We start from the raw sequence: 25195 nt of genomic DNA, 5'->3' as shown, positions 1-25195 counted from the left end.
CTCACGAGATGAAAAGCGTGGGTCTTCCGGCGTGTCATGTCGCGCGGGGCTGTTGGTGCAGTGTGATCGAGCGTCCATGAGTTTGTGCCTGTAGATTCTGCTCCTCTAATGCAAAAAAGCCGCTCCTGAACGGAACGGCTTTTTACTGGCCTCGTGCTGACTAGGCCTGGCGCGTGTCAATTTAGTGGCAGCGATTGACCCAATGGTGATGCACCTTCACCTTATGGCATTCGCGGTGGTGATGATAATCTGCAGCATACGCCGGAGCGATTGCGCAAAACGTCGTCGAAAGCGCGATTGCAAATGTCACAGCTATTTTCTTCATGGTGCTTTCCGTAGGTTAAGCAAGTAGATGGCAGAATGCATTCGTAAGCTTACGTGTTTTAATGTGTAAGCAAATGATAATATTCCGTATGTGAACAGAACATGTTCACCGCTATTATCGCAAAACGCGTTCCACTTACCCGTAAAGAACTGAGTTATTGTCACGCTGGGTAACGCATGTAAGTGCCGCTGCAACCAAGCTGCGTTTCAGTTCGCCTAGACTTGACGCGCGTCTTCTCCCAAAGACGTGTTGTGAGTAGTGTGTAAGCGACTGCAGCTTGGCCCACCTGACGGTGGGCTTTTTTTCGCCGGTGCGCAGGAAATACCTCTTCATAGAAGGATTCGCGCGGCGTTAAGTTTGGATACCGAATCATTATTTGCAACGGCTTAGTGGCAAGCTCGACGCCGATATCGAGTCCATGCCTACGGCCGAGCGCTCGTTTCAGAGCTTGCGAGAAGATGACACACCGCTTCAACGCGGTTGCCCGCCGGGTCGTGCAAAAACGCTGCGTAGTATCCGGCGTGATAGTCAGCGCGCAGTCCGGGAGCGCCATCCGAGCGGCCACCAGCGGCGAGTCCGGCAGCGTGAAACGCATCGACCTGCTCACGCGATCCGGCCTTGAAACACCAGTGCCGCTTGTTATTGGCCACGCCGCCGACACTACCTGTCTCGAGGTATACCGCGAGATAGGTCGACGCCGCATCATGCGGAGTGCAACGCTCGCCATATCCCAGCGCATGGGCAAGGTCGTACACCTTCGCAGCCCCCAGCACGTTCATGATTGCATCATAGAAGCGCCGGGCAGCATCGATATCGGGTACGCCTATGGATACGTGATCAAGAAGCTGCATGCCCAGGATGCCGAAGGATTTGGCGTATTTGACTTACGCGCCTTCGATTTCCGAAAACGTATAAAGCGATCTCAATTCAATGCCGATACCCTCGAGCATTTCCTTGCCGCCGCTCTCGCGATCGATCACGCACAGCGTCACTGAAACCGGCACGCCGTCCGCGCGCAGCTTGGCGGTTGCATCGGCAATCGCGCCGCCGCTGGAAACGATATCTTCGACCAGCACGAGTTTCTTGCCCGTGAGGTCCGCACCTTCCGCGTACTTGCACGTACCGTATTCTTTCGCTTCCTTACGGATGTAGGCGGCGGGCAAACCCGTGGCCTGGCTTAGCATTGTCACAATAGGAATGCCCCCCATCTCGAGACCGCCAAGGATTTCCGTGCCCGGCGGGATCAACGGGACCATCGCTTCAGCAATCGCCTTGAGCAATGACGGATCGGATTCGAAGCGATATTTATCGAAGTAGGTGTTGCTGCGCTTGCCTGAGCGGAGCAGAAAATCGCCGCTCAGCTTGGACACTTCGCGGATTCGCTTGGCTGTGGACATGGGTGGATTCCTCTGACTTTACCGGGTGACATGTGTTTCGCGGTCGCAAATCTACGCGAAAAGTGGCGATCGAGGAAGTGATTCCATGCGACTTCTGCAACGTCCGGTCACGCCCGGCAGACCCTCCCGGGCGGTGAATGCCTTGTCCATCAAGGCTCGGCGGCTTTTCAGCGTGCCAAACGCCGCGAAATTGCACTTGCGCACCAAGCTTTTCGAAGCAGCCGATGCCCATGATCTCGCGTCAAAATTCCATCGAAATCCATGGTCATGCCGAGGAAAGCGCCGGGCCGAATTCGATCGCCCCGGCGCACTACTTACATCCAGCCTAAAGCGTATAAGCCGGTTTATACGCGCGGTCGCGGATCATCGCGGCTATGTCGTCGGGTCGCGGCACACGGGCAAGGTTGTTATCGAAAATGCACTCGGCCACGCGCACCGCCACATGCAGCGACGCCTCGAAGATCTTGCTTTGCGGCGGATAGATCAGACCGGTTGCAAGACTTGCTTCGGACACTTGCTCGGCCACGGCCTTCGCCGCAGCGATGAACATCTCGTCGGTCACCCGGCTCGCTTGCGTGGCAAACACGGCCATGCCGAGCGCGGGGAAAATATAGACGTTGTTCCCTTGTCCCGGAACAAACGTGCGCCCCTCGATTTCCACCGGTGGGAAAGGACTGCCGCTCGCGAAAATGGCGCGCCCCGCGGACCATTTGTAGGCTTCTTCCGCAGTGCATTCAGAACGTGAAGTCGGATTGGAATACGGGAAGATGATCGGGCGTTCGTTGATCTCCGCCATCGCTTCGATCACGTGCTGATTGAAGAGCTTGGGCATCGTGCTTACGCCAATGATGCCCGTCGGTTTCAACGCCTTTACCGCATCGGTGAAGTTGTCTACCGGCGCGTGATCGACGGCGAACGGTTTCTGGAAATCAGCAAGATCGGTCCGCGATTTCACCATGAGCCCGTTCACATCGAATAGTGCGTTGCGCGCGCGTGCCTCTTCAATGGTCAGTCCTTCCAGCACCATGGCCTGGCTGATCAATTCAGCGATACCCGTTCCCGCCGAGCCGCCGCCAAGGAACAGGAACCGCTGATCCACAAGCCTCTGCTTCGAGATATGCAACGCGGCAAAGATGCCCGCCAGCGCGACCGCTGCGGTGCCCTGGATGTCGTCGTTATAGGTGCAGATCTTGTCCTTGTAACGCGCGAGCAGCGGCACGGCATTGAAGTTCGCAAAGTCTTCCCATTGCACGCAGCACTGCGGATGCAACTCAAGCGCCGCTTCAACGAACTCGTTCACGAACGCATGGTATTCGTCGCCCCGCACACGCTCCTGACGCAAGCCGAGATACAGCGGGTCATCGAGCAGATCGCGATTATTCGTGCCCACGTCGAGCATCACGGGCAGGCAATATTGCGGCGGCACGCCTGCGCATGCCGTGTAAAGCGACAGCTTGCCGATGGGAATTCCCATTCCGCCCACGCCCAGGTCGCCGAGTCCAAGAATACGTTCGCCATCGGTCACCACAATGAACCGGACCTCCTTCTCGGGCCAGTTCTGCAACAGTTCTTTCACGCGGCCACGCGCCGAGATGGGCACGTACATGCCGCGCGTGGCCCGGAAAATGTGATTGAATTTCTGGCATGCCTCGCCGACCGTCGGTGTATAGACCAGCGGCATGAAAGTCGCCGGATCGGACATGACGGTGGCGTAAAACAGGGTCTCGTTGCGGGCTTGCAGATCGGAAAGGAGCAGGTATTTCTGAAGATCGTTGTCGAGCGCGGCGAGTTCGGTATGCGTGCGCGCAACCTGCAGTTCGAGCGAGCTGGACCCGGGCGGCAATAGTCCTTCGAGGTGATACTTGCGGCGCTCTTCCTCGGTGAAGGCGGATCCCTTGTTAAGACGGGGATCGCGAAGAATATCGCGGCCGGATAGCTCGATCGGTTTTTGCATTTCAGTCTCCTGATGATTGCTGCGCGTGGGCCTCAGGCCGACAAGGCCTGCATATGGGCGTACAAGTCGCTCTTCCCTTCAAAGCCGATGCCGGGAAGATCGGGCAAGGTGACATAGCCGTCTACCACTTTCACGCCGTCCGGGAAGCCACCGAACGGCTGGAACAGGTCCGGATACGATTCATTGCCACCCAGACCGAGACCCGCTGCAATGTTCAAGGACATCTGATGTCCGCCATGCGGTACGCAACGTGAACGTGACCAGCCATGTTGATGAAGCATATCGAGCGTGCGAAGGTATTCCACGAGACCATAGCTCAGTGCGCAATCGAACTGCAGGTAATCGCGATCCGCGCGCATGCCGCCATAGCGAATCAGGTTGCGCGCGTCCTGCATCGAGAACAGATTTTCACCCGTGGCCATGGGCTTGTCATAGTAGTTTCGCAGCGTCGCCTGCAGTTCGAAATCCAGCGGATCGCCCGCTTCTTCGTACCAGAACAGATCGTATTGCGAGAGCGCCTTGGCGTATTGGATCGCGGTATCGAGATCGAAACGGCCGTTTGCGTCGACGGCAAGTTTCTGGCCGTCCTGCAGCACGGAAAGCACCGCATCGATACGACGCAGGTCCGCGTCGAGCGACCCGCCGCCAATCTTCTTCTTGACCACGGTATAGCCCCGGTCAATGTAGCTGCGCATCTCGTCCTTCAGCTTGCTGAAGTCTTGTCCGGGATAGTAATAACCGCCCGCTGCATAAACAAAGACCTTGCGATCCGGCGTGCCGTTGCCATAACGCTCCGCCAGCAACTGGAATAGCGGCTTGCCTTCTATCTTTGCCACCGCATCCCACACCGCCATGTCGATAGTGCCGATTGCTACGGACCGCTCACCATGGCCGCCCGGTTTTTCGTTGGTGAACATTGCCGCCCAGACCTTGTGCGGATCGAGGTTATTGCCCGACGCATCAAGCAGCGAATCCGGATCGGCTTCCAGCACGCGCGGAATGAAACGCTCGCGCATCAGCTTGCCTTGACCATAACGTCCGTTGGAATTAAAGCCGTATCCGACAACCGGCTTGCCATCACGGATCACGTCGGTGATCACCGCAACCAGACTCAGCGTCATCTTGCTGAAATCGATGTACGCGTTACGAATGGACGAACTGATCGGGATGGTCTGTTCGCGAATTTCCATGATTCTCATATGCGTGTCTCCTGAAATGCTGACGAGTGCGGTTAGCTGAATGAGCGCTCAAGCACGTGCTTCATCCGATAAACGAAGCTTACGCGCGCCCCGCCGCGTTACACTTCACCGGTACTCATTTGATTATTCAGTTTAAGTGAAGAACGACGGCACCTCCGACCTCGAATTTTTCGTCCAGCTTGCACGTCTTGGCAGTTTGTCGGCGGCGGCACGCGCACTGGATCTCACGCCTCCGGCCGCAACGCGCCGCCTCGCCCTGATGGAGCAGCGCCTGGGCGTGAGGCTCGTGAACCGCACCACGCGCAGCACGAGCCTAACGGACGAAGGCGATACCTACCTGCGTCACGCAACGCGTATTCTTGCTGCAATGCGGGAAATGGAAGATGCGGTATCGCGCAGCCGCGAAGCGCCGCGCGGCATATTGCGGGTGAACGCGTCGCTGGGATTTGGCCGCACGACAATCGCTCCGCTGGTCTCGTCTTTTGTGCAGCGTTATCCGCAAGTCGAAGTGCAACTCGACGTGACTGACAGACCCATCGATATCGTCGAGCAAGGATTCGATCTCGCCATCCGTTTTGGCGCGCTGCCCGATACGCGGCTCAACGCGCGCCGCATCATGTCGAACCGGCGCTTCCTGTGTGCGTCGCCTGCGTACCTGCAGCGGTACGGCAATCCCGGCGCGCTCAGTGACCTCGCGCGCCATCGCACCATCCTGCATCGTCAGAACGACGATGCTTATGGCGTATGGCGCTTTACGCGCGACGGTGAAACGGTATCGGTGAAAGTGCCTGGCGGCTTGTCGAGCAACGACGGAGACATCGTGCTCGGATGGGCGCTCGACGGACACGGCATCTCGATCCGCTCCGAGTGGGATCTCGCCAAATACCTTGAAAGCGGACGCCTGAAAGTGGTGTTGCCCGAGTTCTTGCTGCCTCCTGCCGATTTGTTCGTCTACTACCCGAGCCGCCGGAATCAGCCGGCGCGAATCCGCGTGTTCATCGACTTTCTGGCGGAACATTTTCGCGCGTCCCAATAAGCGAAGCGCTATTGCCAAAGCATAAAAAGAAGGCACCGAAGCTTAAGCGATGCTGAGTTTGCCGCGATTTATTGTTGCCGAAACAACAAATATCTTTCGCCGAAACTATCGTTTCATAAGGGCAATAGGAGGCCTAGACTGGTTTTCATGAGTTGCGGATGCAGACGCCAAAGTTAGCAGAAACCGCGTTCGCAATGCACCACCTCAGCGCATCATCGCGAGCAGCGAATAACAGAACTCTGGAGGTTCATCATGACCAAGTCACTTCTTCCCGCATTGCTGATTGCATCAGCCCTTGCAGCGCCGACTTTTGCTTTTGCCCAAGACAACGCGCCCGTCACCCGCGCAGAAGTTCGCGCCGAGTTGAGCGCGCTGGAACGAGCCGGCTACAACCCGGCAACTAACGACAATTATTATCCGGAAGGCCTGCAAGCGGCGCAGCAACGTGTCGATGCAACCAATGGCGTCGCAGCGCAATCCTATGGTCCGTCGACAAGCGGCACATCTGCCTCGGGCATACGCGCAACGATGGCTCCCGCATCGCCGATTCAACAGCATTCGATTTACTTTGGGCATTAAGCATCAAGCAAGCGACGACCAAGCCCGTAATCCGGAGAAAATCGCTCATCGCCTGAAGGCTTTGGGCGATTTTTTCATTCGTCCGCGTCAAGCGGGCGAACCCGAGTTCAAGGGCTTTTGCAGTGCAGCTAAAAGCGCGCCAAATGCCAGCAGCGCGGAAGAATAAATGACCGCGTGCGAGCCCCGCGCCATCCGATATCCAGCCAATCACCACCGGCCCGGCAATCTGCCCAACCGCGAACACGATCGTGAATGCGCCGATTCCGCGCGTCCATTGCGCGGCGGGAAGGTTATGCCGCACGAACGCGGTGGTCGACGCCACCGCCGATAAAAACGTCGCACCAAACAACGCGCCGGACACGAAGGCCACGAGCGGTTGCGCGAACAGCGCGGGCATCATGGTCGCGAACGCAAGCACCCCGTTGAACACGGCCAGCGCCTGACCGCCTTGCATGCGGTTAAGCAGACCTGACCAGATACGCGACGACCCGACAGTCGCCACGCCGAGCAGCACATAAAAGGCCGTGATCACTGTGGAACTCATGCCCGCCGCTCTGAGCAGTGCGATCAGGAACGTCATGTAGCCGATATACCCAACGCCAAAAAGCCCATATCCGGCGAGCATGAAGCCAAGCCGCGCCCACGGAAGACGTCCGGAAACGCCGCTGTTTTCCCGGGCGGCGACGGGCGCGGCGTCATGGAGGCCTATCCTGCGTGCCGCCATGATGGCCGCCACCGATGCAAGTCCGCACGCCGCCGCGAGTGCGAACCACGCCCATTGCCAGCCGTGCGTGCCGTTGAAGGTCGTGATGGGAATCAGCAATGCCGCCGCGATAATCCCAAGGCCCGCGCCGCCGTAGTACAGCCCGAGGACGAGCCCTGCATCGCGTGGATGCGCCGACGCCAGCCGCGCGGCGAGCACGCTGCCGCCGACGAATACCGATGCGCTTGTGATACCCGTCACCACCCGCTGAATGAGCAGCGCGTGGGTGTCGGAGACAAGGCCGCCTGCGATCATCAGCAACGCCGTCAGCACGCATCCCACGATAAAACAGACGCCCGCCGGCCAGCGCCGCGACAGCAGCGGAAACGCCAGCGCGCCGAGCAGATAACCCAGCGCGTTTGCGGTGTTCATCGCGCCGGCCTGCGCGAAGCTCCAGCCAAGATCGGCTTTCATGGCGGGTAAAAGCAGCGCGTAGGAGAATCGCGTAAGGCCAAGCGCGATCGCTGTGCCAAACGACAAACCCGCTGCGAGCACGAGCGTATTGCGCCTTGAACGCGCTTCGTTGCGCGGACCTGCCGACGCGGAAAATTCTGGCGTCACGGTGCTACGGGGTTCGTCGATCATCGGCTGGGCGGCTCGAGCATTTGTGACTCCTGCACAAGATAAACGGGGCGCCGCCATGGTACGCGGCATCCGTCCCTGTGAGCCGCCTATTTCTTGCTCGACACCCTCGACGGAGCCGCGCTCGTGCATGTCGCCACGCACCCGAGCACAAGCGCGACGCCGGTCACCACCAGCGCGCCGTTCGCCAGCCCTACGCCCGCCGCGACAATCGAGCAGGCCGCATAGCCGTTCAACGCCGCGATAAACACCGGATACGCGCGATCGGCCAGCGCCATCGCGAGATAGGCGCCGATCAGCGCCACCATCGCGCCGATGATCACGACCGCGACCGCACCGCCCTCGAACCCCGCCGTATACGCGATGACCGTGCACAACGCCGCGCACGCGAAATGCATCGTGCTGGCTGGCGCGGCGCACGCCATACGCTTGAGTAGCCGCTCAGGCAGACCCTCAAGCGCACGCAAACGCAGATATCCGAGCGCAAACACCATCGCCACTGCCGACAAACCGCCGAGCGCGGTCCATCCGGGCGACATGCCCGCTTCGAGTCCAAACGCGCGATCCGCCGATGCCGACGCCAGCGCCGCCAACGCAAGCGCGCTTTGCAGCGACGCGGGCGTGGTCTTCCAGGATGGCGGCGTCAACACAGCGAACGCAGCAACGGCAAGCGCCGCCAGCATCGATTCAAAGCCGGTGGCCATGGCGTAGGCCACGATCACGGCGCCGCCCACGCCGGCCGCGTCGCGCAACGCCTGTCGCCGTGCCGGCGAAAGCGCGCCCGGCGTGCGCAGACTCTGTACCGATGCAATCACCGCTAACGCACACCAGACTCCGTCGAGCATCGATGTATCCGTGTCAGAAAAAGGTTGGATGACGCTGTGCCGAAGGTATCGAATTCCCTTGCGCGGCGCCATTGCGGAAAATGCGCACAAGCCTAGATCGCGCCCAGGCTGCGCAGCGTTGCGATCTGGTCTGCGGTGTAGCCGAGTTCCGTCATCACTTCGTCGGTGTGTTCACCCAGAAGCGGTGAACGGGTGACTTCCGTCAGGCTGTCGGAGAGCTTGATCGGGTTGCCTACAGTCAGATACTTGCCACGCACCGGATGATCCACTTCCACAATCGTGCCGGTCTTTCGCAACGACGCGTCCTCGGCGATTTCCTTCATCGAGAGGATCGGTCCGCATGGAATGTCGTGCTGGTTCAGGATGTCCATGGCTTCGAACTTGGACTTCGTCATGGTCCACCGTTCGATCTCGGCGAAAATATCCTGCAGGTGAGGCAATCTGGCGGCCGCTGTGCTGAAGTCTGGATGAGCGATCCATTCCGGCTTGCCGATCACCTTGCAGATCTCGCCCCACACGGGCGCCTGCGTGATGAAGTAGATGTACGCGTTCGGATCGGTTTCCCAGCCCTTGCATTTGAGGATCCAGCCGGGCTGACCGCCGCCCGATGCATTGCCTGCGCGCGGCACCGCTTCGCCAAATTCGCCGTTCGGATATTGCGGATATTCCCTCATTACGCCGGTGCGTTCGAGGCGCTGCTGGTCGCGCAGCTTCACGCGGCAGAGGTTGAGTACGCCGTCCTGCATGGCCGCGAGCACTTTCTGGCCGCGGCCTGTTGCGTTGCGCTGATAGAGCGCGGTGACGATCCCGAGCGCCAGATGCAGTCCTGTTCCCGAATCGCCGATTTGCGCGCCGCTGACTACGGGCGGCCCGTCATCGAAACCTGTCGTCGATGCCGCACCGCCTGCGCATTGCGCGACGTTCTCGTAGACCTTGCAGTCCTGGTAGGGTCCGGGACCAAAGCCTTTCACCGATGCCACGATCATCTTCGGATTCAGTTCCTGGATGTGTTCCCAGGTGAAGCCCATGCGGTCGAGCGCGCCCGGGGCGAAGTTTTCGACCAGCACGTCGCAGGTTTTCACGAGCGATTCGAGGACTTTCTTGCCTTCGGGTTTTTTTGTATCGATGGTGATCGAGCGTTTATTGTGGTTCAGCATCGTGAAGTAGAGGCTGTCGGCGTCGGGGATGTCGCGGAGTTGTTCGCGGGTGACATCGCCGGTGCCGGCGCGCTCGACTTTGATGACGTCGGCGCCGAACCATGCCAGGAGTTGGGTGCAGGTCGGGCCGGACTGGACGTGGGTGAAGTCCAGGATTCGGACGCCGGTGAGGGCTTTGGGCATGGGGTGGCTCCTGGCGTCGGGGGCTTTTTGCTTTTTGGGTGGGGGTCGTGTGGATCGAGCCCTTTCTGTTGGCTTGGCGGCGTGATATACAATATTCCAAGCGTGGCCGGAGTCAAGAGGGTGTTTTCCTGATGTGCCATTTGGTTTATGCTGGGTTGCTGCTTTTTAAGTCGTTGCGCGTTTTGTTCTAGCTGATTTTTTTAGCACTGTTAGCCACTGTCCGTGGCGGGACTTCATTTCTTTTTCCAACGGCGAAAAAGAAACGAAGCAAAGAAAACGCCTTTCAACCGCTAATTCTTAAGTGGACCAAGCGTGCACGTATAGCTGCTTGGTACTTCAAAAGAACCCTCAGCGTAAAACCACGAGTACTTGAAACCCTCCCCCTCCGTATCCTTACATCCACACGCTTCGCCATAAGTGCTCTCGGGCAAGTTCGATTGCTGAAACTACACGGATTCGAAGTGCAGATTGACGCGTCTTAATCAATTGAATACAGCAATTTGCCCGCCATAATACCCATAATTATATTGCGTTTGATTTTAAAGCGCGAAGCGCGCCCAAGCGGGTTCCCAATAGAGGGCCACAGACACTGGTGGCGAAGCGTGTGGGTATCTGTGGACGGAGCGGGAGGGTTTCAACTGTCCGGGGTTTTACGCTGAGCGTTCTTTTGAAGTCCCAAGCAGATATACGTGCACGCTTGGGACACTTAAGAATTAGCGGTTGAAAGGCGTTTTCTTTGCTTCGTTTCTTTTTCGCCGTTGGAAAAAGAAATGAAGTCCCGCCACGGACAGTGGCTAACAGTGCTAAAAAAATCAGCTAGAACAAAACGCGCAACGACTTAAAAAGCAGCAACCCAACAACTAACCCCGCTCCCAAGCGCCAGCGCCCCGCCCTGCTTAATCGAGAAAATCGCAATTCTTCTCAACAAACGCTGCCAGATCCAACGAGTGCTGCCGCACCAGCCTCTCGACCAATTCGGTATCCCGCGCTTCGAGCGCCTCAATAATCCTCATATGATCCTCGATCGATCTCGCCGCACGGTCGCTTTGCGAAATCGTCATCTTCCGGATCGCCCTCACATGCACAAAAATATTCTTGATCGTATCGAAGAGAATCTGCGACTTGCCCAACTGCACAATCGCCTGATGAAAGGCAATATTCGCCTCCGAATACTCATCAATGTGCTCTGCCGGCGCAGTATTCTGAAAATGATCAAACATATGGCGAAGCGACGCAATCTCCTCATCCGTCGCGCGCTGTGTAGCAAGCCTCGCAGCCATGCTCTCCAACGCGGCCCACATATTGATCATCTCGACAATCTCGTGCTTGGTCTTGCGCACGATATAAATCCCACGACGCGGCACCGTGCGCAGAAACCCTTCCTGCTCCAGTAACGTCATGGCCTCGCGAATAGGCGTACGACTCACGCCCAACGCTTCGGTCAAATCCTTCTCGTCCAGCCTGATCTCTTCCCGCGAACGATAAATGTCCGCCTCCGATATAGCCTGGCGCAAACGGGCATACGCCTGATCCCGCAATGAAACCGTCGCATTGATCGGCGCAAGCGAAAGCGTCACACCCGCAGGCCGCGGTTCAAGAATATTGGCAGACGTTGCAGCAACTTCAGTATCAGATGGCATTGATGGCTTGATTTCCAAGGTTCCGCGCGCCCGTCGTCGCCCGTGTACCCGTGCTGCCGCCCTGATCATCCGCCGCCAATCCGGCATAACGACCATTTTCCTGCGCACGCTGCAACACGTCCTGCGGCAACGCCGACGCCAGTGCAAACGTCACACCAACACCACCCGCTACCAAAGCGATTCCGATCACGACTAACAAAGCGATGCTCATTTCCGGCTCCTAGTGGTTAACCTTAAGAGCCTTCAGTATATGTTGCGTCGCAATGCAATGCAACATATTTCGTATGTGATATATCAGAAACAACAGCCCTTCCTTGTTCGCAGTTTAAGCGGCTTTCTGGGAGCGTGTGAAGGATTCAATTGTTTTGATGCGCGGGCGCGCCGTGCCCTGGTTGACGCCCTCGCGCAGCTTGATGAGCGCGAGCACGGCATCGATCATCGGTGTCTTTACGCCAAGCTTTCGGCCAATTTCTTGGACCACGGTGACGATCGGATCGATTTCCATCGGCCGGCGCGCTTCGCAATCCATCAGCATCGATGTCTTGTGCGCGCCCACCGCGCCTGCGCCATCAATGCGTTTTTCGACATCGACACGAAAATTCACGCCAATCTGCTCGGCAATTCCCTGCGCCTCCATCATCATGCTGCGCGACAAGGCGCGCACGGCCGGATCGCTCGTGAGCACGTCGAGCGTCGCGCCCGTCAGTGCGCTGATCGGATTGAAGCAGACGTTGCCCCAAAGCTTGAGCCAGATTTCATCGCGGATAGTGTCGCGCATGGGCGCTTCCATGTCGGCGGCGGCCATGATGTCGTGGAACGCCTGCAATCGCGGCGTGATCTGTCCACTCGGCTCGCCGATGGGAAATTTCTTGCCATAAACGTGACGGATAACGCCCGGCTCGACGATCACCGCGGCGGGATTGAGCACGCAGCCAATCGCCCGCTGGGGTCCAAGGATCTGCCACTGGCGGCCGCCCGGGTCGACGCTTTCGAGCGTCGTGCCAGACAAGGCGCCGCCGTGATCGTGGAAATACCAGTACGGCAAGCCGTTCACGGCGGTGATGACGGCGGTATCGGGTCCAAGCAAAGGCGGCATCTGGTCGACAACACCCGGCACCGAGTGCGCCTTTAACGCCACGATCACGTAGTCCTGCGTTCCGAGTTCAGCCGGATTGTTGGTGCACCGGACCTTGACGGTGTGCTCCTGGCCATCGATTTGCAGACGCACGCCATTGGCCTGCATCGCGGCAAGATGCGGTCCGCGTGCAATAAAACTGACGTCGGCGCCCGCGCGAGCAAGCTGGGCGCCCATATAGCCGCCGATTGCACCGGCTCCGTAGATGCAAATTTTCATTGTCGTCTCCTGAAATCTTTATCGTTCTGATATACAACATATTAGATTTCAGTATTGGACAGCAGTAGCAAAAGTGCAAGGACAACGCCAAGAAAAAAGCGCGGCTCCTTGCGGAGCCGCGCTTTCTTTTGATGGAATCAACGTTCAGGCGTCAGCGGTCTGCAGCGGCCTATGTTCCTCGCCGTAGGAAGAAACCACGTGTGTCCAGATACGCGCGGCCTGGGATTCGAGCGTGCGCAGCCGGTGTTTTGCAAGCACCACATTCCGGCTAACCGATGGAGACAGGCGCACAGCCTGAACCATCGAATGCGCGGGTGCGGGCCACGCGTGCATTGGCTGGATGCCGATTCCGAGACCCGATGCGACCATCTGCACGATGCTTGCCGCCTGCGTGAGGCGCTGCGGCCTGACGTTCGACACCCCTTGTTCCGCGAGCGCACTGGAAATCAGGTCGGCGCTGCCGGTGGTGTCATCGAGAACAAACAGGTCGGCGCCGCTCAACTCGCGCCATCGCACAGTTGCATTCGCCGCCAGCGGGTGACGCGTGCCGACAATTGCGCAGAATGTATCGGAGAAAAGCGTTTCGGTGGCGAGGTCGTCGCTATCCTGCGGTTCGATCAGGATCGCCAGGTCCGCGTCGCCCGCGTGCAAGAGCTCGAGCACGCGGTTTTGCGGCGCGTCGTGCAGCTTGAGCGAAATATTCGGATAACTCGCGCGGCACGACGCAAGCAGCGCCGGAAGCACAGAGGCGACCACACCCGAACTGCACGCAATCGATACCGCGCCGCTCTCGGCCGTCGCCACCTCTTGTCCGAAGCGCAACGCAACCTCGAGTTCATCGACCAGCAGCGCGATGCGTGGAAGCAGCGCGCGGCCGGTATCGGTGAGTGCGACGTGGCGCGTGGTGCGGTCGAAGAGCCGGAGATCGAGCAGTTCTTCCAGTTCCCTGATGCTGCGGCTCGCCGCCGACTGCGTGACGCCGAGCGCGTTGCCCGCCTGCGTAAAACTCCGGTGCTGGGCCAGGGTGACGAACAGGCGCAACTGCTGCAGCGACACGCCCGATCCCTTCAACCCCACCTCAGCGACGGGATTCCTGCTCATGCTCATTGCGCCGACGAATTACGCGGTGTTTCGGACCAGGCGGTCTGAAACGAAGCGGCATCGAGACGGCTTGATTCAGCGACCGTGTTTTCGATCCAGCGCTTCCTCATGGGCGCGAGGACGAACTTGGCGCACAGGCCGGCTGCAATCGAAATGGTCGCCGTCGTGATAAACACCGCATCCCACGAACCGATCGCCGAGAGCACCGACGCGAGCGGCACCAGCATGGAAGCCGTGCCTTTCGCCGTGTACAGCGTGCCGGCGTTCGCGGCCGCGTACTTGCTGCCGAAGGTGTCCGCGCAGGTCGCGGGGAAGATCGAGAAGATTTCGCCCCAGCAGAGGAACGTGATTGCAGCGAAGAACATGAAGAGATACGGGTTGTGGCCGAACTCCATCAACCCGAGCAACGCAATTCCCTCGCCAATGAAGATGAAGAACATCGTGTTCTCACGGCCGATCTTGTCCGAGATCCACCCGCACAGCGGACGCGTGAAACCGTTGCAGAGGTTGTCGATGGAAAGCGCCATCGTGAGCAACGGCAAGGTCACGCCGAGGAAACTCACCGGCATCTTGGCGAAGCCATATTCCTTCGCGATAGGACCGAGTTGCGCAGTCGCGATCACGCCGCCAGCGGCCACGAACACGAACATCAGGTACAGCACCCAGAAGAGCGGCGAGCGGACCATTTGTCCCGTCGTGTAATCGATCTTCGACGCCACCACGCGCTTCGCCGGAACAGCGTGTGCGGGCGGACGCGGACGGACCAGCATCAAGGCGAGCAGGAAAATGCAGGCGCCCTGGAAGATGCCGAAGAACATGAACGCATGTTCATAGCCCGAGCTCTGGATCATGTTCGAGATGGGGATCACCGTGACGGCCGCGCCCGCGCCGAAACCGGCTGCCGTGAGGCCTGCTGCAAGACCGCGCTTGTCCGGGAACCACTTGAGCGCCGTGCCCACGCAGGTGCCGTACACGCAACCCGCGCCAATCCCGGCAATGACAGCCGCAATGTACAGGTGATAAAGGCTTGTGGCGTTGGCGTCGATAATCCAGCCAATCGCCGCGCAGATCGAGCCGCCGATCACGACGGGACGCGGCCCGAACTTGTCGACGAGCCAGCCTTCGAGCGGCACGAGCCACGTTTCCGTAACGATGAAAACCGTGAACGCCGTTTGAATCGCCGCCTGGCCCCAATGATGTTTTGCGTCCATGGGGACAACAAAAAGGGTCCACGCGTATTGCAGGTTCGCGACGAGGCCCATGCAAATGATGCCGATGGCCAGCTGCGCCCATCGATTGTTATGCGCCCCGCGTTTGGGGCTGCCTCCGGCGGGTGCCGTGAGCGTATCTGCGTTTGCCATGTCTGTCTCCGTTATGTATCGGCGCTCGTTGCGGCGCGTAATCGACTGCGGCTCAACGGTGTCATCGGGTTGCATGCGTCTTCGCGCACGTTCCACCAGTCACCGGTGCGAGAGTTGGATTTTTGGTCGGTCAGGGGTCCTTGTTCGCAGGGTCATCAGGTTGCCGGCGGCCGCGCACGAAGCGCGGACGGGACACTGAAAAAACTGCGGAGAAAATCATGTTCGAGCACATCCAGAGTTCTTTTGCCGGAGACCAGGACGGCAACTTCACCGTTCTGGCAGGGTCATTGCCGCCGCCCTGTTTTCCTTCCGTTGCTGCTTGTCTGCCGGTCGCCACCTTACGGGAGTAGCGCACGTTGAAAGCATGCTGCGGGAGAAAAACGATTAGGGAAAGTTAGAAAAATTTATTGTATAAATTCATGATCGTTTATGGATGGAGACACCGTCATGATGCGCAATGCGACTTTGAGGCAACTCAAAATCTTCGAAACCGTGGCGCGAAGGCTCAGCTTTTCCCGCGCGGCCGAAGAGCTCTACCTCACCCAGCCGGCCGTTTCCACGCAGGTCAAGCAGCTTGAAGAGCACGCCGGCTTGCCGCTTTTCGAGCAGTTGGGCAAGAAGATCTACCTGACGAGCGCGGGGGTGGAAATGCTGCATCACAGCCGCGCGATCCTCGAGCAGTTCCGCGAAGCCGACGACGCCATGGCCCGTCTCAAGGGTATTTCCGGAGGCACGCTCAACGTCGCCGTCATCAGCGCGGGGGATTATTTTTTCCCCCGCCTGCTCGCGGAATTCACCAAGCGCAATCCCGACGTCAAGCTCAACCTCGCCGTCCACAATCGCGAGGAACTGCTGCATCAACTCACCGACAACCTCACCGACCTCGCCATCATGGTCCGGCCGCCGAAAGACATGGATACCGACAACGTGTCCTTCGCGCCGCATCCGTATGTGATCGTCGCGCCGCCGGATCATCGGCTGGTCGGGGTGAAGAACATCCCGCTCGAATCGCTTTCCGAAGAACCGTTCATTGTGAGAGAACGAGGCTCGGACACCTGGAATTCCATGGAAGAAGGTTTTGCGGGACGGCTCAGATCGCTCAACGTCGCCATGGAGATCACCAGCACCGAGACCATCAAGCAGGCAGTGATCGCGGGCATGGGCATCAGCTTCCTGTCCGCCCACACGATTGCGATGGAACTGCAGGTCGGACGCCTTGCCGTGCTCGACATTCTGGGCTTTCCCGTCATGCTCAACTGGTATCTCGTGCACCGGCACAACAAGCGGCTTCCGGCGGTGGCGGCGGCGTTCAAGCAATTCCTCATCGATGAAGGCGCGGCGCAAATTTCGGCGATCACACATATCGGGTAAACCATTTATTAGCTATTCTGAATAGTCACGGTAAAAAACTGTGACTATCGTATATGGATCATTGTTTCTATCCTGCACTTAAGCACCACGGCCAACCAGGGAGACGACCATGATCCGTTCACAAGCCACCATCGCCGCCGACGAGCGGGAACTGCAAACGCAACTCTGCGCGTACAACAGCGCCTTCGAGGAACTCGACCTGATGTTTCGCTGGGACGCCGACACGCTCAAGGCGCTTTCCGGTGCGCCAAACGACCAGGCGCGCATTGCGCGATACATCGAAGTCCACTGCCCGCATCTGCTCAAGGCGTACAGCGCGGAATTCCTCTGCCAGGCGATCGTCGACAGAAAAAATGCTTACTACGACGCCTGCCGTGCCACGACCATCGCTCGCGCCGACGACACACGCGGCGCCCGGATGTGGCGTCCGGAATGCGATACCGTGCGGGCAGCGGCCTGATTCAATGTCCTGCTGTGTCCGAGCGGCCCGCTGCTTGATCGTGGGCCGCTCGCTCATGGTCTTGTATAGCTTTACAACCCGCCTCAACCGCCCGACCTGGCCTCCAGTTCGGCGAGACGTTTTTTCAGGTTCCGTTCTTCGGTGAAGCGACTGGTTTCATCGCGGATAACGGCAACAATGCCCGTCACCACCGCGTCTGGTTGCGCCGAATGCAGCAGCGCAACCGTGAATGCAATCGATAACGCCCGCCCGTCCTTGTGCACGGCGGGAACGCGCAGCACGTCGTGTCCATAGCGCGTTTCGCCGGTCGCCATGGTCTTTTCGTAACCTGCCCAGTGACGGCCTCGCAAACGCTCCGGAATGATGATGTCGAGCGAATTGCCGAGCGCCTCGGCGGGCGTGAATCCGAACATGCGCTCGGCCGCGGGGTTCCATAACGTGATGGCGCCGCTTGCGTCCGAAATCACCACCGCGTCGCCGATAACATCGATCAGTTGCTCGAAATCGATGGGGGAAGTTTTTGTAGTCATGGTGGAAGCACCCTCGTTGCATCACGCGACGCCGCGGGCTTGTACATCGCCCACGGCATCGCGCTCTTACGGCTAAACCGCCTGCGCGTCGTGCAGCTTGCTGATCTGCTCGCTGCTGTAACCGAGGCTTGCGAGCACTTCGTCCGTATGTTCGCCAAGCAAGGGCGACGCCGTGATTTCCGGCTTCATGTCAGAGAACTTGATCGGGCTGCCGACGGTCAGGTACGGACCGCGTTCCTTATGCTGAACCTCCGTGATGGTGCCACTTTCGCGCAGCGACGGATCGTTCGCCAGTTCCTTCATGGTCAGCACCGGCGCGCATGGAATATCGAACTTGCGCAAAATATCGACGGCTTCGAACTTGGTTTTATCGGCGAGCCAGGTTTCGATGGTCGCGAAGATATCGAAGATGTGCGGCTGGCGCGCTTGTGCCGTGTTGTACTTCGGGTCGTCGATCCATTCCGGCTTGCCGATCGCCTTGCAGATCGGCGCCCAGGCGTGACCCTGGATCGTGAAGTAGATGTACGCGTTCGGGTCCGTTTCCCAGCCCTTGCACTTGAGCACCCAGCCCGGCTGACCGCCGCCGCCTGCATTGCCGCCGCGCGGAACCACGTCGCTGAATTCGCCGTGCGGATACTGCGGATATTCTTCCAGGTAGCCCAGGCGGTCGAGGCGCTGCTGGTCGCGCAGCTTCACGCGGCAGAGGTTCAACACGCTGTCCTGCATCGATACCGCGACCTTCTGGCCCTTGCCGGTTTTATCGCGGCCAATCAGCGCCGTCAGAATGCCGATGGCCAGATGCATGCCGGTGTTGCTGTCGCCGAGCGCGGCCGCGCTGATGGTCGGAGGACCGTCCCAGAAGCCGGTTGTCGATGCCGAACCGCCCGCGCATTGCGCGACGTTCTCGTAGACTTTCAGGTCGTCGTAATGATGGCCGTCGCTAAAGCCTTTCACCGACGCCAGGATCATCTTTGGATTCAGTTCCTTGATGTGCTCCCACGGAAAGCCCATCCGGTCGAGCGCGCCCGGACCGAAGTTTTCGACCATGACGTCGGATTCGCGGATCAGCTTTTCCAGCACTTCCTTGCCTTCGGGCTTTTTCGTGTCGAGCGTCAGCGACTTCTTGTTGCTGTTCAACATGGTGAAGTAGAGCGCATCCACGTTCGGGATGTCGCGCAATTGCGTGCGGGTCACATCGCCGGAACCGGGACGTTCGACCTTGATCACGTCCGCACCGAACCACGCGAGCAACTGCGTACAGGCCGGGCCGGCCTGTACATGCGTGAAGTCGATGATCTTGATTCCTTCGAGAGGCCTGGTCATGGCTTTTTGTCTCCTGACTGACTGGATAAACGGGTGTGGTGGAGGAAATGCGAGGGGACAGACGAAGCGCGCCCGCCATACGCCGGTTTCAGCGAATGTCCGCAGGCACGGATCAGCATGGTTGTCTCCTCTTCGAGGCAAATCTATTTGAACGGCTGCTTTCGGAGGCTAACCGTCGTTTGTTGTGATATACAATATTCCGAACACAGTATTAGTCAAGGATATTTATTCATTTGCTTCGACTTGACGCGGCGCAACAGGCGTAAAGATGGCGCCGACACAGGCGCCGAGCTGTTTTGCTGGTGCAACGCAAAAAGGAAAAATTTGGATATGGTTGTGGCAGGGACTTGTCCCGAGCGCGATCGTGGACGAGCAAAATGGAAGGTGAAGAAAGCCGCGCCGACGGCAACGATTCGCGCTTATCCGCGTTTGGCAAGCAGCCTTCAATGCAGCGGGCTCGGTGATTACTTATGCGTTCGTCAACGAGCAGGAACCCGGACGTCCGACCCTGCCTGCGCGCGCCATCGTTGCGGCGTCACCCCTTCCCACTGGTTGAAAGCGCGGGAAAACGAGTTGACCTCTTCGAACCCGAGAAACCACGCAATCTCACCCGCGCCAAGATCCGTGCTTTCCAGCAACCGGCGCGCAACCCGGTTGCGCACGCGATCCAGCAACTGCTGGTAACTCGTGCCATCGAGGGCGAGCTTTCGCTGCAAGGTCCGCTGGCTGATGCCAAGCTCGCGGGCCAGCATGTTGACGCTGAGCCGCTCGCCGCCCATGCTTCGCGCGATCACGGCATCGACTTGATCGGTGAACGATTGAGTGCTCCTGAGCTCCGCCAGGCCTGCATCGAGTCGAGGCAATACAGCCGCCAGCAAGTCCGCGTTGTGCGTGATGAACGGCAGGCTGAGCGCGGACGCGTCGAAGACGATCACGTCCTGCGGTGCATCGAAAACGATCTCGCAGCCATAATGCCGCGCAAGCATTGCGCGGTTCGCCGCGCGGCGCGTCAGCGCGACGCGCCTCGGTTTGACCTGAACGCCCGAACCGCGCCGGGCCAATGCAAGCGCCGACGCAAACATGGCATCGGCGAGGAGGTCGGGGATAAAGCCATCGGCAAGCAGCCAGCGGAAGGCAACCGCGACTTCGGCGCCCTGGACATCGACCACGACTTCTTCCGGGCAGCTCAGCCGCTTGTAGCGGCCAAGCTTGGCGAGCGCATCGCGAAAATTGGCGGAATGCAGCGCGGCGAGCGACATGATGTCGAGTTGGCCATGGGCGGTTTGCGCCCCGATGCGCAAACCGATAGCCGGATCGCCGCTCACTTCGGCAATGGCTTCCCACAGCGCGAAATACTTCTGCGTGGTGACGCGCAGACGCGACGGCTCGGCGTTCCCGAGCGGCGGCCACGCAATGCCGGCCGCGCGGAATGTGCGCGTCAGATCCACGCCCAACGTGTCGAGCCGGGCGATCAGCGCAGGACTGATGGGAACGCCGTCCGTCTTCATGGGCCTCGTGCGGATGTGCCGCTTATTGCTTAACGATCGAGAGCTTATCGATATGGCCGCGCCAGCCGGCGGTATCGTCGGCGTCGGTCGAGAGGCTCAGATGACGCCACTTTGCGTCCATCGCGCCGCGCGCTTCATGCAGTTGTTCCGCGATATGCACGGCGTCGCTGCCCAGCAGCAAGCGCAGCGGCGGCTCGTCCACTCCAGCAATGCTCAGGATCGCCTGCGCCGCCTTCGCCGGATCGCCGACCGGCTTGTGCGAGTTCCGGTATTCGAGCAGCGGCGAAATGCTTTGGGCGTAATCGGGACCGGGTGTGTGAATGGTCATCGACGAACCCGCCCAGTCCGTGCGAAAACCACCCGGCTCTACAATGCTGACCTTGATGCCAAGCGGCTCGACCTCCTTCGCCAGCACTTCGGAATAGCCTTCCACCGCCCATTTCGCCGATTGATACGCGGCGAGCCCAGGAGAGCCGACGCGTCCGCCTATCGATGAAATCTGGATGATGTGGCCGCTGCGCTGGCCGCGCAAAACGGGCAGCGCGGCGCGCGTGACGTTGGCGACGCCGTAGAAGTTGGTTTCCATTTGCGCGCGGAAATCTGCGTCGTCGCCTTCCTCGATCGACGCAATGTTGCCGTAGCCCGCGTTGTTCACGACGACATCGAGCCGGCCGAAAGCGCTGACGGCTTCCTGCACGGCGGCACGCGCCGAGGCCGGATCGGTCACGTCCAGCGCGACGGTGCGCACGCGCTCGCCGTATTGCTCGACGAGCGCGCGCAGGTCGCCGGGGCGGCGCGCGGTCGCGACAAGGCGATGGCCTGCTGCGAGTACCGCGTTTGCCAACGCGTGGCCGATGCCACGGGAACTGCCGGTGATAAGCCAGACTGACGACATGACGCGCTTCCTTTTGACGATGAACAACGAGTTGAAGTGTTCACCGATTCTAGGAGCGCGCGGCATGCGGCACTAATCCGATCGCGCCAACCTGCAATCGGAACGCGCCAAATGAGGACCGCTTAGCCGTGGCTCTTCTCGCTGTCCAGATGCGCCATTTGCGCGGCCGCGTATCGGTCGCCGGCCGCTGCGCCTTTCGGCACGGCCTGTTCGATTGCGGCGAGGTCATTGGCGGAAAGCGCGACGCCGAGCGAACCCAGCGCTTCAGTCAAGCGCTCGCGGCGGCGCGCGCCGATCAGCGGCACGATGTCCTGGCCTTGCGCCGCGACCCACGCAATCGCAATCTGCGCCACGGAAACGTTCCTTGCTTCGGCGATTCGCCGCAAGGCTTCGACAAGTTTCAGGTTGCGCTCTGCGTTTTCGCCCTGGAACCGCGGGCTATGGGCGCGAAAATCGCTGCCCGCCAGATTCTGCGACGCTTGCCAATGCCCGCTGATCAGCCCGCGCGACAACACGCCATACGCCGTTACGCCAATGCCGAGCGCGCGGCATGTATCGAGAATGATGTCTTCGATACCCCGCGAAATCAGCGAGTATTCGATTTGCAGGTCGGCGATCGGATGCACGGCCGCCGCGCGCCGGATGGTCTCCGAGCCGACTTCCGACAAGCCGATGTGCCGCACGTAACCGGCCTTCACCAGATCCGCAATCCCGCCGATGGTTTCCTCGATTGGCACGTTCGGATCGAGCCGCGCGGGACGATAGATATCGACGTAATCCACTCCCAGGCGCTGCAGCGAATACGCGAGAAAATTCTTGATGGCGGCGGGCCGGGCATCGTAGCCGCCCCAGCCTCCAGCCGGATCGCGCAACGCGCCGAACTTGACGCTGATGACGGCGGCGTCGCGTTTCGTGCCTTTCAACGCTTCGCCGATCAGCGCTTCGTTATGGCCGCTGCCGTAAAAATCGCCCGTATCGATGAGATTGATGCCCGCGTCGAGCGCGGCGTGGATCGTGGCAATGCTCTCGCCGCGCTCCGACGGTCCGTACATGCCCGACATGCCCATGCAGCCAAGTCCGAGCGCGGATACCCGTGGACCTGTTTTGCCAAGTTGCCTTTGTTCCATATCGATTCTCCTGTTCGCGTCTCGCGTGATTGCGAGGGAATGTCATGCAGTGAGAGGAGTATGCAAGCCGATCCGGCGTGCGACAATCCGGCCTTTATAGAACGGGCTGTACGATAAAACGCACAATGAACGATCCCGATCTCTCCGATCTCAGCGCTTTCATGGCGGTCACCGAAGTCCGCAGCTTCCGGGCGGCGGCGCGATTGCGCGGCGTTTCCGCGTCGGCATTGAGCGAGGCAATCCGCCGGCTGGAAGCGCGCCTGGGCGTGCGCCTCCTGAACCGGACCACACGCAGCGTCACGGTGACCGAAGCAGGCCAGCGGCTGATGGAACGGCTCGGGCCGGCGCTGGGCGAAATTGCGGGCGCGCTGGACGCGGTGAACAGCTTCCGGGACAGCCCGACCGGGACATTGCGCCTGAACGTGCCGACGATTGTCGCCATGCATGTGCTGCCGCCTATCGTCACGCGTTTTCTGGCCGCGCATCCGGGCATCACGCTGGAAGTGGTATCGAACGATACGTTTATCGACGTGCTGGCGGCCGGTTTCGACGCAGGTATCCGCTACGACGAACGCCTGGAGCGCGACATGATCGCCGTGCCCATCGGCCCGCGCACGCAGCATTTCGTGGCGGCGGCTTCACCCGCTTATTTCGATACGCACGGGCGCCCCGAGCATCCGCGCGATTTGCTGGAACATGCGTGCATTGGACACCGGTTCGCGAGCGGCGTGCTGGCGGCGTGGAATTTCGTGCGCGGCGACGAACAGGTTCGCTTTACACCGCAAGGTCCGCTGGTGGCATCGATGATTGAGCTTGAAGTGGCGGCCGCGACCGCCGGACTGGGCGTGATCCATACCTTCGATGAATTTTTGCGTCCGCAACTGGACAGCGGCGCGCTCGTGCCTGTGCTTGAGGACTGGTGGGAGCACTTTTCAGGGCCGTTTCTGTATTACCAGAGCCGCACGCACATGCCCGCGCCGCTGCGTGCGTTCATCGATTTCATCAAGGCGTCTTAGCGGCGCGCAGCCGGTCTATCTGCCGGCAAAGAACGAGCGCGCTGCGTTCAACGCGTTTTCGACCGCCGTCCGGTCGACTTCCAGATGGGTCACCCAGCGCTGTTTCGTCGCCCCATACGCCGACGTGATGCCGATTCCGTGCGCCGCCAGGTGCGCTGAAAACGCCTCGGCAATCGCACCGTCCACTTCAACGAAAACGATGTTCGTATCCGGCATGGCGACCTTGAGCTGACCGAACGACGCCAGCCCTTCGGCCAGCGTTCTGGCGTTCGCGTGGTCATCGGCGAGCCGTTGCACGTTGTGTTCGAGTGCGTAAAGACCGGCTGCGGCGAGGATCCCGACCTGCCGCAAACCGCCGCCCAGCATCTTGCGCGTACGCCGCGCCTTCGCGATCAGCGGCGCGCTACCGACCAGCACCGAGCCGACCGGCGCGCCCAATCCCTTCGATAAACACACCGACACCGTATCGAACGGGCGCGCAAGCGTCGCGACCGGCATCTTCAGCGCCGTGGCCGCGTTGAAAACGCGCGCGCCATCGAGATGCGTTGCGAGCCCGTGCCGGCGTGCGAGCGCGGTCGCCGCCTCCATATACTCGTGCGACAGAACCTTGCCGCCAATCGTGTTTTCCAGCGCCAGCAAGCGCGTGCGCGCGAAGTGAGAATCGTCGGGCTTGATCGTTTCCTCGATCTCCGACAATGCCAGCGAACCATCGGACTGGTTGTTCAGCGGTTGCGGATGGATGCTGCCAAGCACGGCCGCGCCGCCGCCTTCCCATCTATATGCATGCGCCTGCTGGCCCACAATGAACTCATCGCCCCGTTCGCAATGCGCCATCAGCGCGGTCAGATTCGATTGCGTACCCGACGTCAGGAATACCCCGGCGTCCTTGCCGAAGCGCTCGGCGAGCGTTTCCTCGAGGCGGGTTACCGTGGGATCGTCGCGAAAAACGTCGTCGCCGACTTCCGCCGACGCCATCGCGGCGCGCATCTCCGGTCCGGGTCGTGTGACGGTGTCGCTGCGAAAATCGTGCTGGATCGGGGTGCTCATTGCGGCTCCTGGGTCGTGGACCCGCTATTTTGCCATCCCGGACGCGCAGTCGTGTCGCGCGTCATAAAGACCGAAAGATTGATATTTGTTTGTATTCAATAGGTTAGAGCATATACTTCTAATTTAATTCACATTTTCATATAAAACAATTATAAATCAATAAGTTACAATGTTTATCTGATAATTCACGTCAAATTTATTTGCAGTCTCATCCATTACTTGAATGGTCGCGCCTTTCAAACCTTAATTTTCGTATAGCTTTCATAAGCTTATGGAGAACTCCTAACAACTAAGGTGCAAATAATCTATTCCTTAAATTTTAGGGAGATAGCTATGATATCTATAGTAATTTCTCGATGAGCAAACCTCGCGATCAGCCCTGCACGTGTACAGTTCCAAAGATGCGCTCGCGTCGACCTCATCCACCGCAACCATCCGCCAC

23 protein-coding genes and 1 pseudogene are annotated in these 25195 nt (G+C 59.6%); 6 read left to right on the top strand and 18 right to left on the bottom strand.

The window, feature by feature from the left end; genetic code table 11:
* Nucleotides 1-747: 747 nt before the first annotated feature.
* The 4 genes from ACRWA7_RS08460 to ACRWA7_RS08445 form a co-directional block, all read right to left on the bottom strand.
* Nucleotides 748-1176: a VOC family protein gene (locus ACRWA7_RS08460; RefSeq protein ID WP_438392265.1), complete on the bottom strand. Its 429-nt coding sequence runs from the start codon at nt 1174-1176 to the stop codon at nt 748-750.
* Between the two features lie 33 nt (nt 1177-1209).
* On the bottom strand, nt 1210-1722 hold the full coding sequence (gene pyrE / locus ACRWA7_RS08455; protein ID WP_060818336.1) for an orotate phosphoribosyltransferase: 513 nt from the start codon (nt 1720-1722) through the stop codon (nt 1210-1212).
* 325 nt (nt 1723-2047) lie between these two features.
* Nucleotides 2048-3676: an NAD-dependent malic enzyme gene (locus ACRWA7_RS08450; RefSeq protein WP_438392264.1), complete on the bottom strand. Its 1629-nt coding sequence runs from the start codon at nt 3674-3676 to the stop codon at nt 2048-2050.
* 32 nt (nt 3677-3708) lie between these two features.
* Nucleotides 3709-4875 carry a mandelate racemase/muconate lactonizing enzyme family protein gene (locus ACRWA7_RS08445; protein ID WP_438392263.1) on the bottom strand — a complete coding sequence of 389 codons (1167 nt, stop codon included), beginning with the start codon at nt 4873-4875 and terminating at the stop codon, nt 3709-3711.
* 136 nt (nt 4876-5011) lie between these two features.
* Between ACRWA7_RS08445 and ACRWA7_RS08440 the strand changes: the two genes are divergently transcribed.
* Nucleotides 5012-5911: a LysR family transcriptional regulator gene (locus ACRWA7_RS08440; protein WP_438392262.1), complete on the top strand. Its 900-nt coding sequence runs from the start codon at nt 5012-5014 to the stop codon at nt 5909-5911.
* Between the two features lie 252 nt (nt 5912-6163).
* Nucleotides 6164-6490 (top strand): DUF4148 domain-containing protein, encoded by a 327-nt coding sequence (locus ACRWA7_RS08435; RefSeq protein WP_438392261.1) that lies wholly within the window; start codon nt 6164-6166, stop codon nt 6488-6490.
* An 87-nt stretch (nt 6491-6577) separates the two neighbouring features.
* Here the strand turns inward: ACRWA7_RS08435 and ACRWA7_RS08430 are convergent.
* The 8 genes and pseudogenes from ACRWA7_RS08430 to oxlT all read right to left on the bottom strand — a co-directional run bounded on the left by ACRWA7_RS08430 (nt 6578) and on the right by oxlT (nt 15476).
* Nucleotides 6578-7838 (bottom strand): annotated as a pseudogene (locus tag ACRWA7_RS08430) (YbfB/YjiJ family MFS transporter).
* 86 nt (nt 7839-7924) lie between these two features.
* Nucleotides 7925-8680: a hypothetical protein gene (locus ACRWA7_RS08425; RefSeq protein WP_060818329.1), complete on the bottom strand. Its 756-nt coding sequence runs from the start codon at nt 8678-8680 to the stop codon at nt 7925-7927.
* Between the two features lie 92 nt (nt 8681-8772).
* Nucleotides 8773-10020, bottom strand: a complete 1248-nt coding sequence (gene frc / locus ACRWA7_RS08420) for a formyl-CoA transferase (RefSeq protein WP_438392260.1) — start codon at nt 10018-10020, stop codon at nt 8773-8775.
* An 896-nt stretch (nt 10021-10916) separates the two neighbouring features.
* Nucleotides 10917-11660 carry a GntR family transcriptional regulator gene (locus tag ACRWA7_RS08415; RefSeq protein ID WP_060818327.1) on the bottom strand — a complete coding sequence of 248 codons (744 nt, stop codon included), beginning with the start codon at nt 11658-11660 and terminating at the stop codon, nt 10917-10919.
* Nucleotides 11650-11871 carry a hypothetical protein gene (locus tag ACRWA7_RS08410; protein WP_060818326.1) on the bottom strand — a complete coding sequence of 74 codons (222 nt, stop codon included), beginning with the start codon at nt 11869-11871 and terminating at the stop codon, nt 11650-11652. Before ACRWA7_RS08410 ends, ACRWA7_RS08415 begins: the two co-directional genes overlap by 11 nt.
* Before the next feature lie 114 nt (nt 11872-11985).
* A complete protein-coding gene (locus ACRWA7_RS08405; RefSeq protein ID WP_438392259.1) occupies nt 11986-13014 on the bottom strand; it encodes a 2-dehydropantoate 2-reductase in 1029 nt (342 codons plus the stop codon).
* A gap of 144 nt (nt 13015-13158) precedes the next feature.
* Complete coding sequence (locus ACRWA7_RS08400) at nt 13159-14115, bottom strand: LysR substrate-binding domain-containing protein (protein WP_438392258.1); 957 nt, start codon at nt 14113-14115, stop codon at nt 13159-13161.
* 2 nt (nt 14116-14117) lie between these two features.
* Nucleotides 14118-15476 (bottom strand): oxalate/formate MFS antiporter, encoded by a 1359-nt coding sequence (oxlT, locus tag ACRWA7_RS08395; RefSeq protein ID WP_060818323.1) that lies wholly within the window; start codon nt 15474-15476, stop codon nt 14118-14120.
* A gap of 218 nt (nt 15477-15694) precedes the next feature.
* On the opposite strand from oxlT, the gene ACRWA7_RS08390 reads away from it, so the two are divergent.
* From ACRWA7_RS08390 to ACRWA7_RS08380, 3 genes are all read left to right on the top strand, one after another.
* Nucleotides 15695-15826 (top strand): hypothetical protein, encoded by a 132-nt coding sequence (locus ACRWA7_RS08390; RefSeq protein WP_438392257.1) that lies wholly within the window; start codon nt 15695-15697, stop codon nt 15824-15826.
* Nucleotides 15827-15926: 100 nt separating this feature from the next.
* Nucleotides 15927-16847 (top strand): LysR family transcriptional regulator, encoded by a 921-nt coding sequence (locus tag ACRWA7_RS08385; protein ID WP_060818436.1) that lies wholly within the window; start codon nt 15927-15929, stop codon nt 16845-16847.
* Between the two features lie 109 nt (nt 16848-16956).
* On the top strand, nt 16957-17307 hold the full coding sequence (locus ACRWA7_RS08380; RefSeq protein WP_060818322.1) for a hypothetical protein: 351 nt from the start codon (nt 16957-16959) through the stop codon (nt 17305-17307).
* A gap of 83 nt (nt 17308-17390) precedes the next feature.
* Here the strand turns inward: ACRWA7_RS08380 and ACRWA7_RS08375 are convergent, their stop codons facing one another.
* The 5 genes from ACRWA7_RS08375 to ACRWA7_RS08355 form a co-directional block, all read right to left on the bottom strand.
* A complete protein-coding gene (locus ACRWA7_RS08375; RefSeq protein WP_438392256.1) occupies nt 17391-17837 on the bottom strand; it encodes a PAS domain S-box protein in 447 nt (148 codons plus the stop codon).
* A gap of 72 nt (nt 17838-17909) precedes the next feature.
* On the bottom strand, nt 17910-19160 hold the full coding sequence (gene frc / locus ACRWA7_RS08370; protein WP_060818320.1) for a formyl-CoA transferase: 1251 nt from the start codon (nt 19158-19160) through the stop codon (nt 17910-17912).
* A 479-nt stretch (nt 19161-19639) separates the two neighbouring features.
* Nucleotides 19640-20668 (bottom strand): AraC family transcriptional regulator, encoded by a 1029-nt coding sequence (locus ACRWA7_RS08365; protein ID WP_438392255.1) that lies wholly within the window; start codon nt 20666-20668, stop codon nt 19640-19642.
* 22 nt (nt 20669-20690) lie between these two features.
* The gene (locus tag ACRWA7_RS08360) at nt 20691-21563 is read right to left on the bottom strand and encodes an oxidoreductase (RefSeq protein ID WP_438392254.1); all 873 of its coding nucleotides are present in this window, start codon (nt 21561-21563) and stop codon (nt 20691-20693) included.
* A gap of 122 nt (nt 21564-21685) precedes the next feature.
* Nucleotides 21686-22690 (bottom strand): aldo/keto reductase, encoded by a 1005-nt coding sequence (locus ACRWA7_RS08355; protein ID WP_438392253.1) that lies wholly within the window; start codon nt 22688-22690, stop codon nt 21686-21688.
* A gap of 125 nt (nt 22691-22815) precedes the next feature.
* Between ACRWA7_RS08355 and ACRWA7_RS08350 the strand changes: the two genes are divergently transcribed.
* Nucleotides 22816-23706 (top strand): LysR family transcriptional regulator, encoded by an 891-nt coding sequence (locus tag ACRWA7_RS08350; RefSeq protein WP_438392252.1) that lies wholly within the window; start codon nt 22816-22818, stop codon nt 23704-23706.
* A 15-nt stretch (nt 23707-23721) separates the two neighbouring features.
* On the opposite strand, the gene ltaE is transcribed toward ACRWA7_RS08350, so the two are convergent.
* Entirely contained in the window at nt 23722-24753 is a 1032-nt protein-coding gene (ltaE, locus tag ACRWA7_RS08345) for a low-specificity L-threonine aldolase (RefSeq protein ID WP_438392251.1), read from the bottom strand.
* Between the last annotated feature and the right edge of the window lie 442 nt (nt 24754-25195).

Origin of the sequence: Caballeronia sp. DA-9 (assembly GCF_051615025.1) — a bacterium.
Lineage (GTDB): Bacteria > Pseudomonadota > Gammaproteobacteria > Burkholderiales > Burkholderiaceae > Caballeronia > Caballeronia sordidicola.
This window is presented reverse-complemented; position numbering and strand designations above follow the sequence as displayed.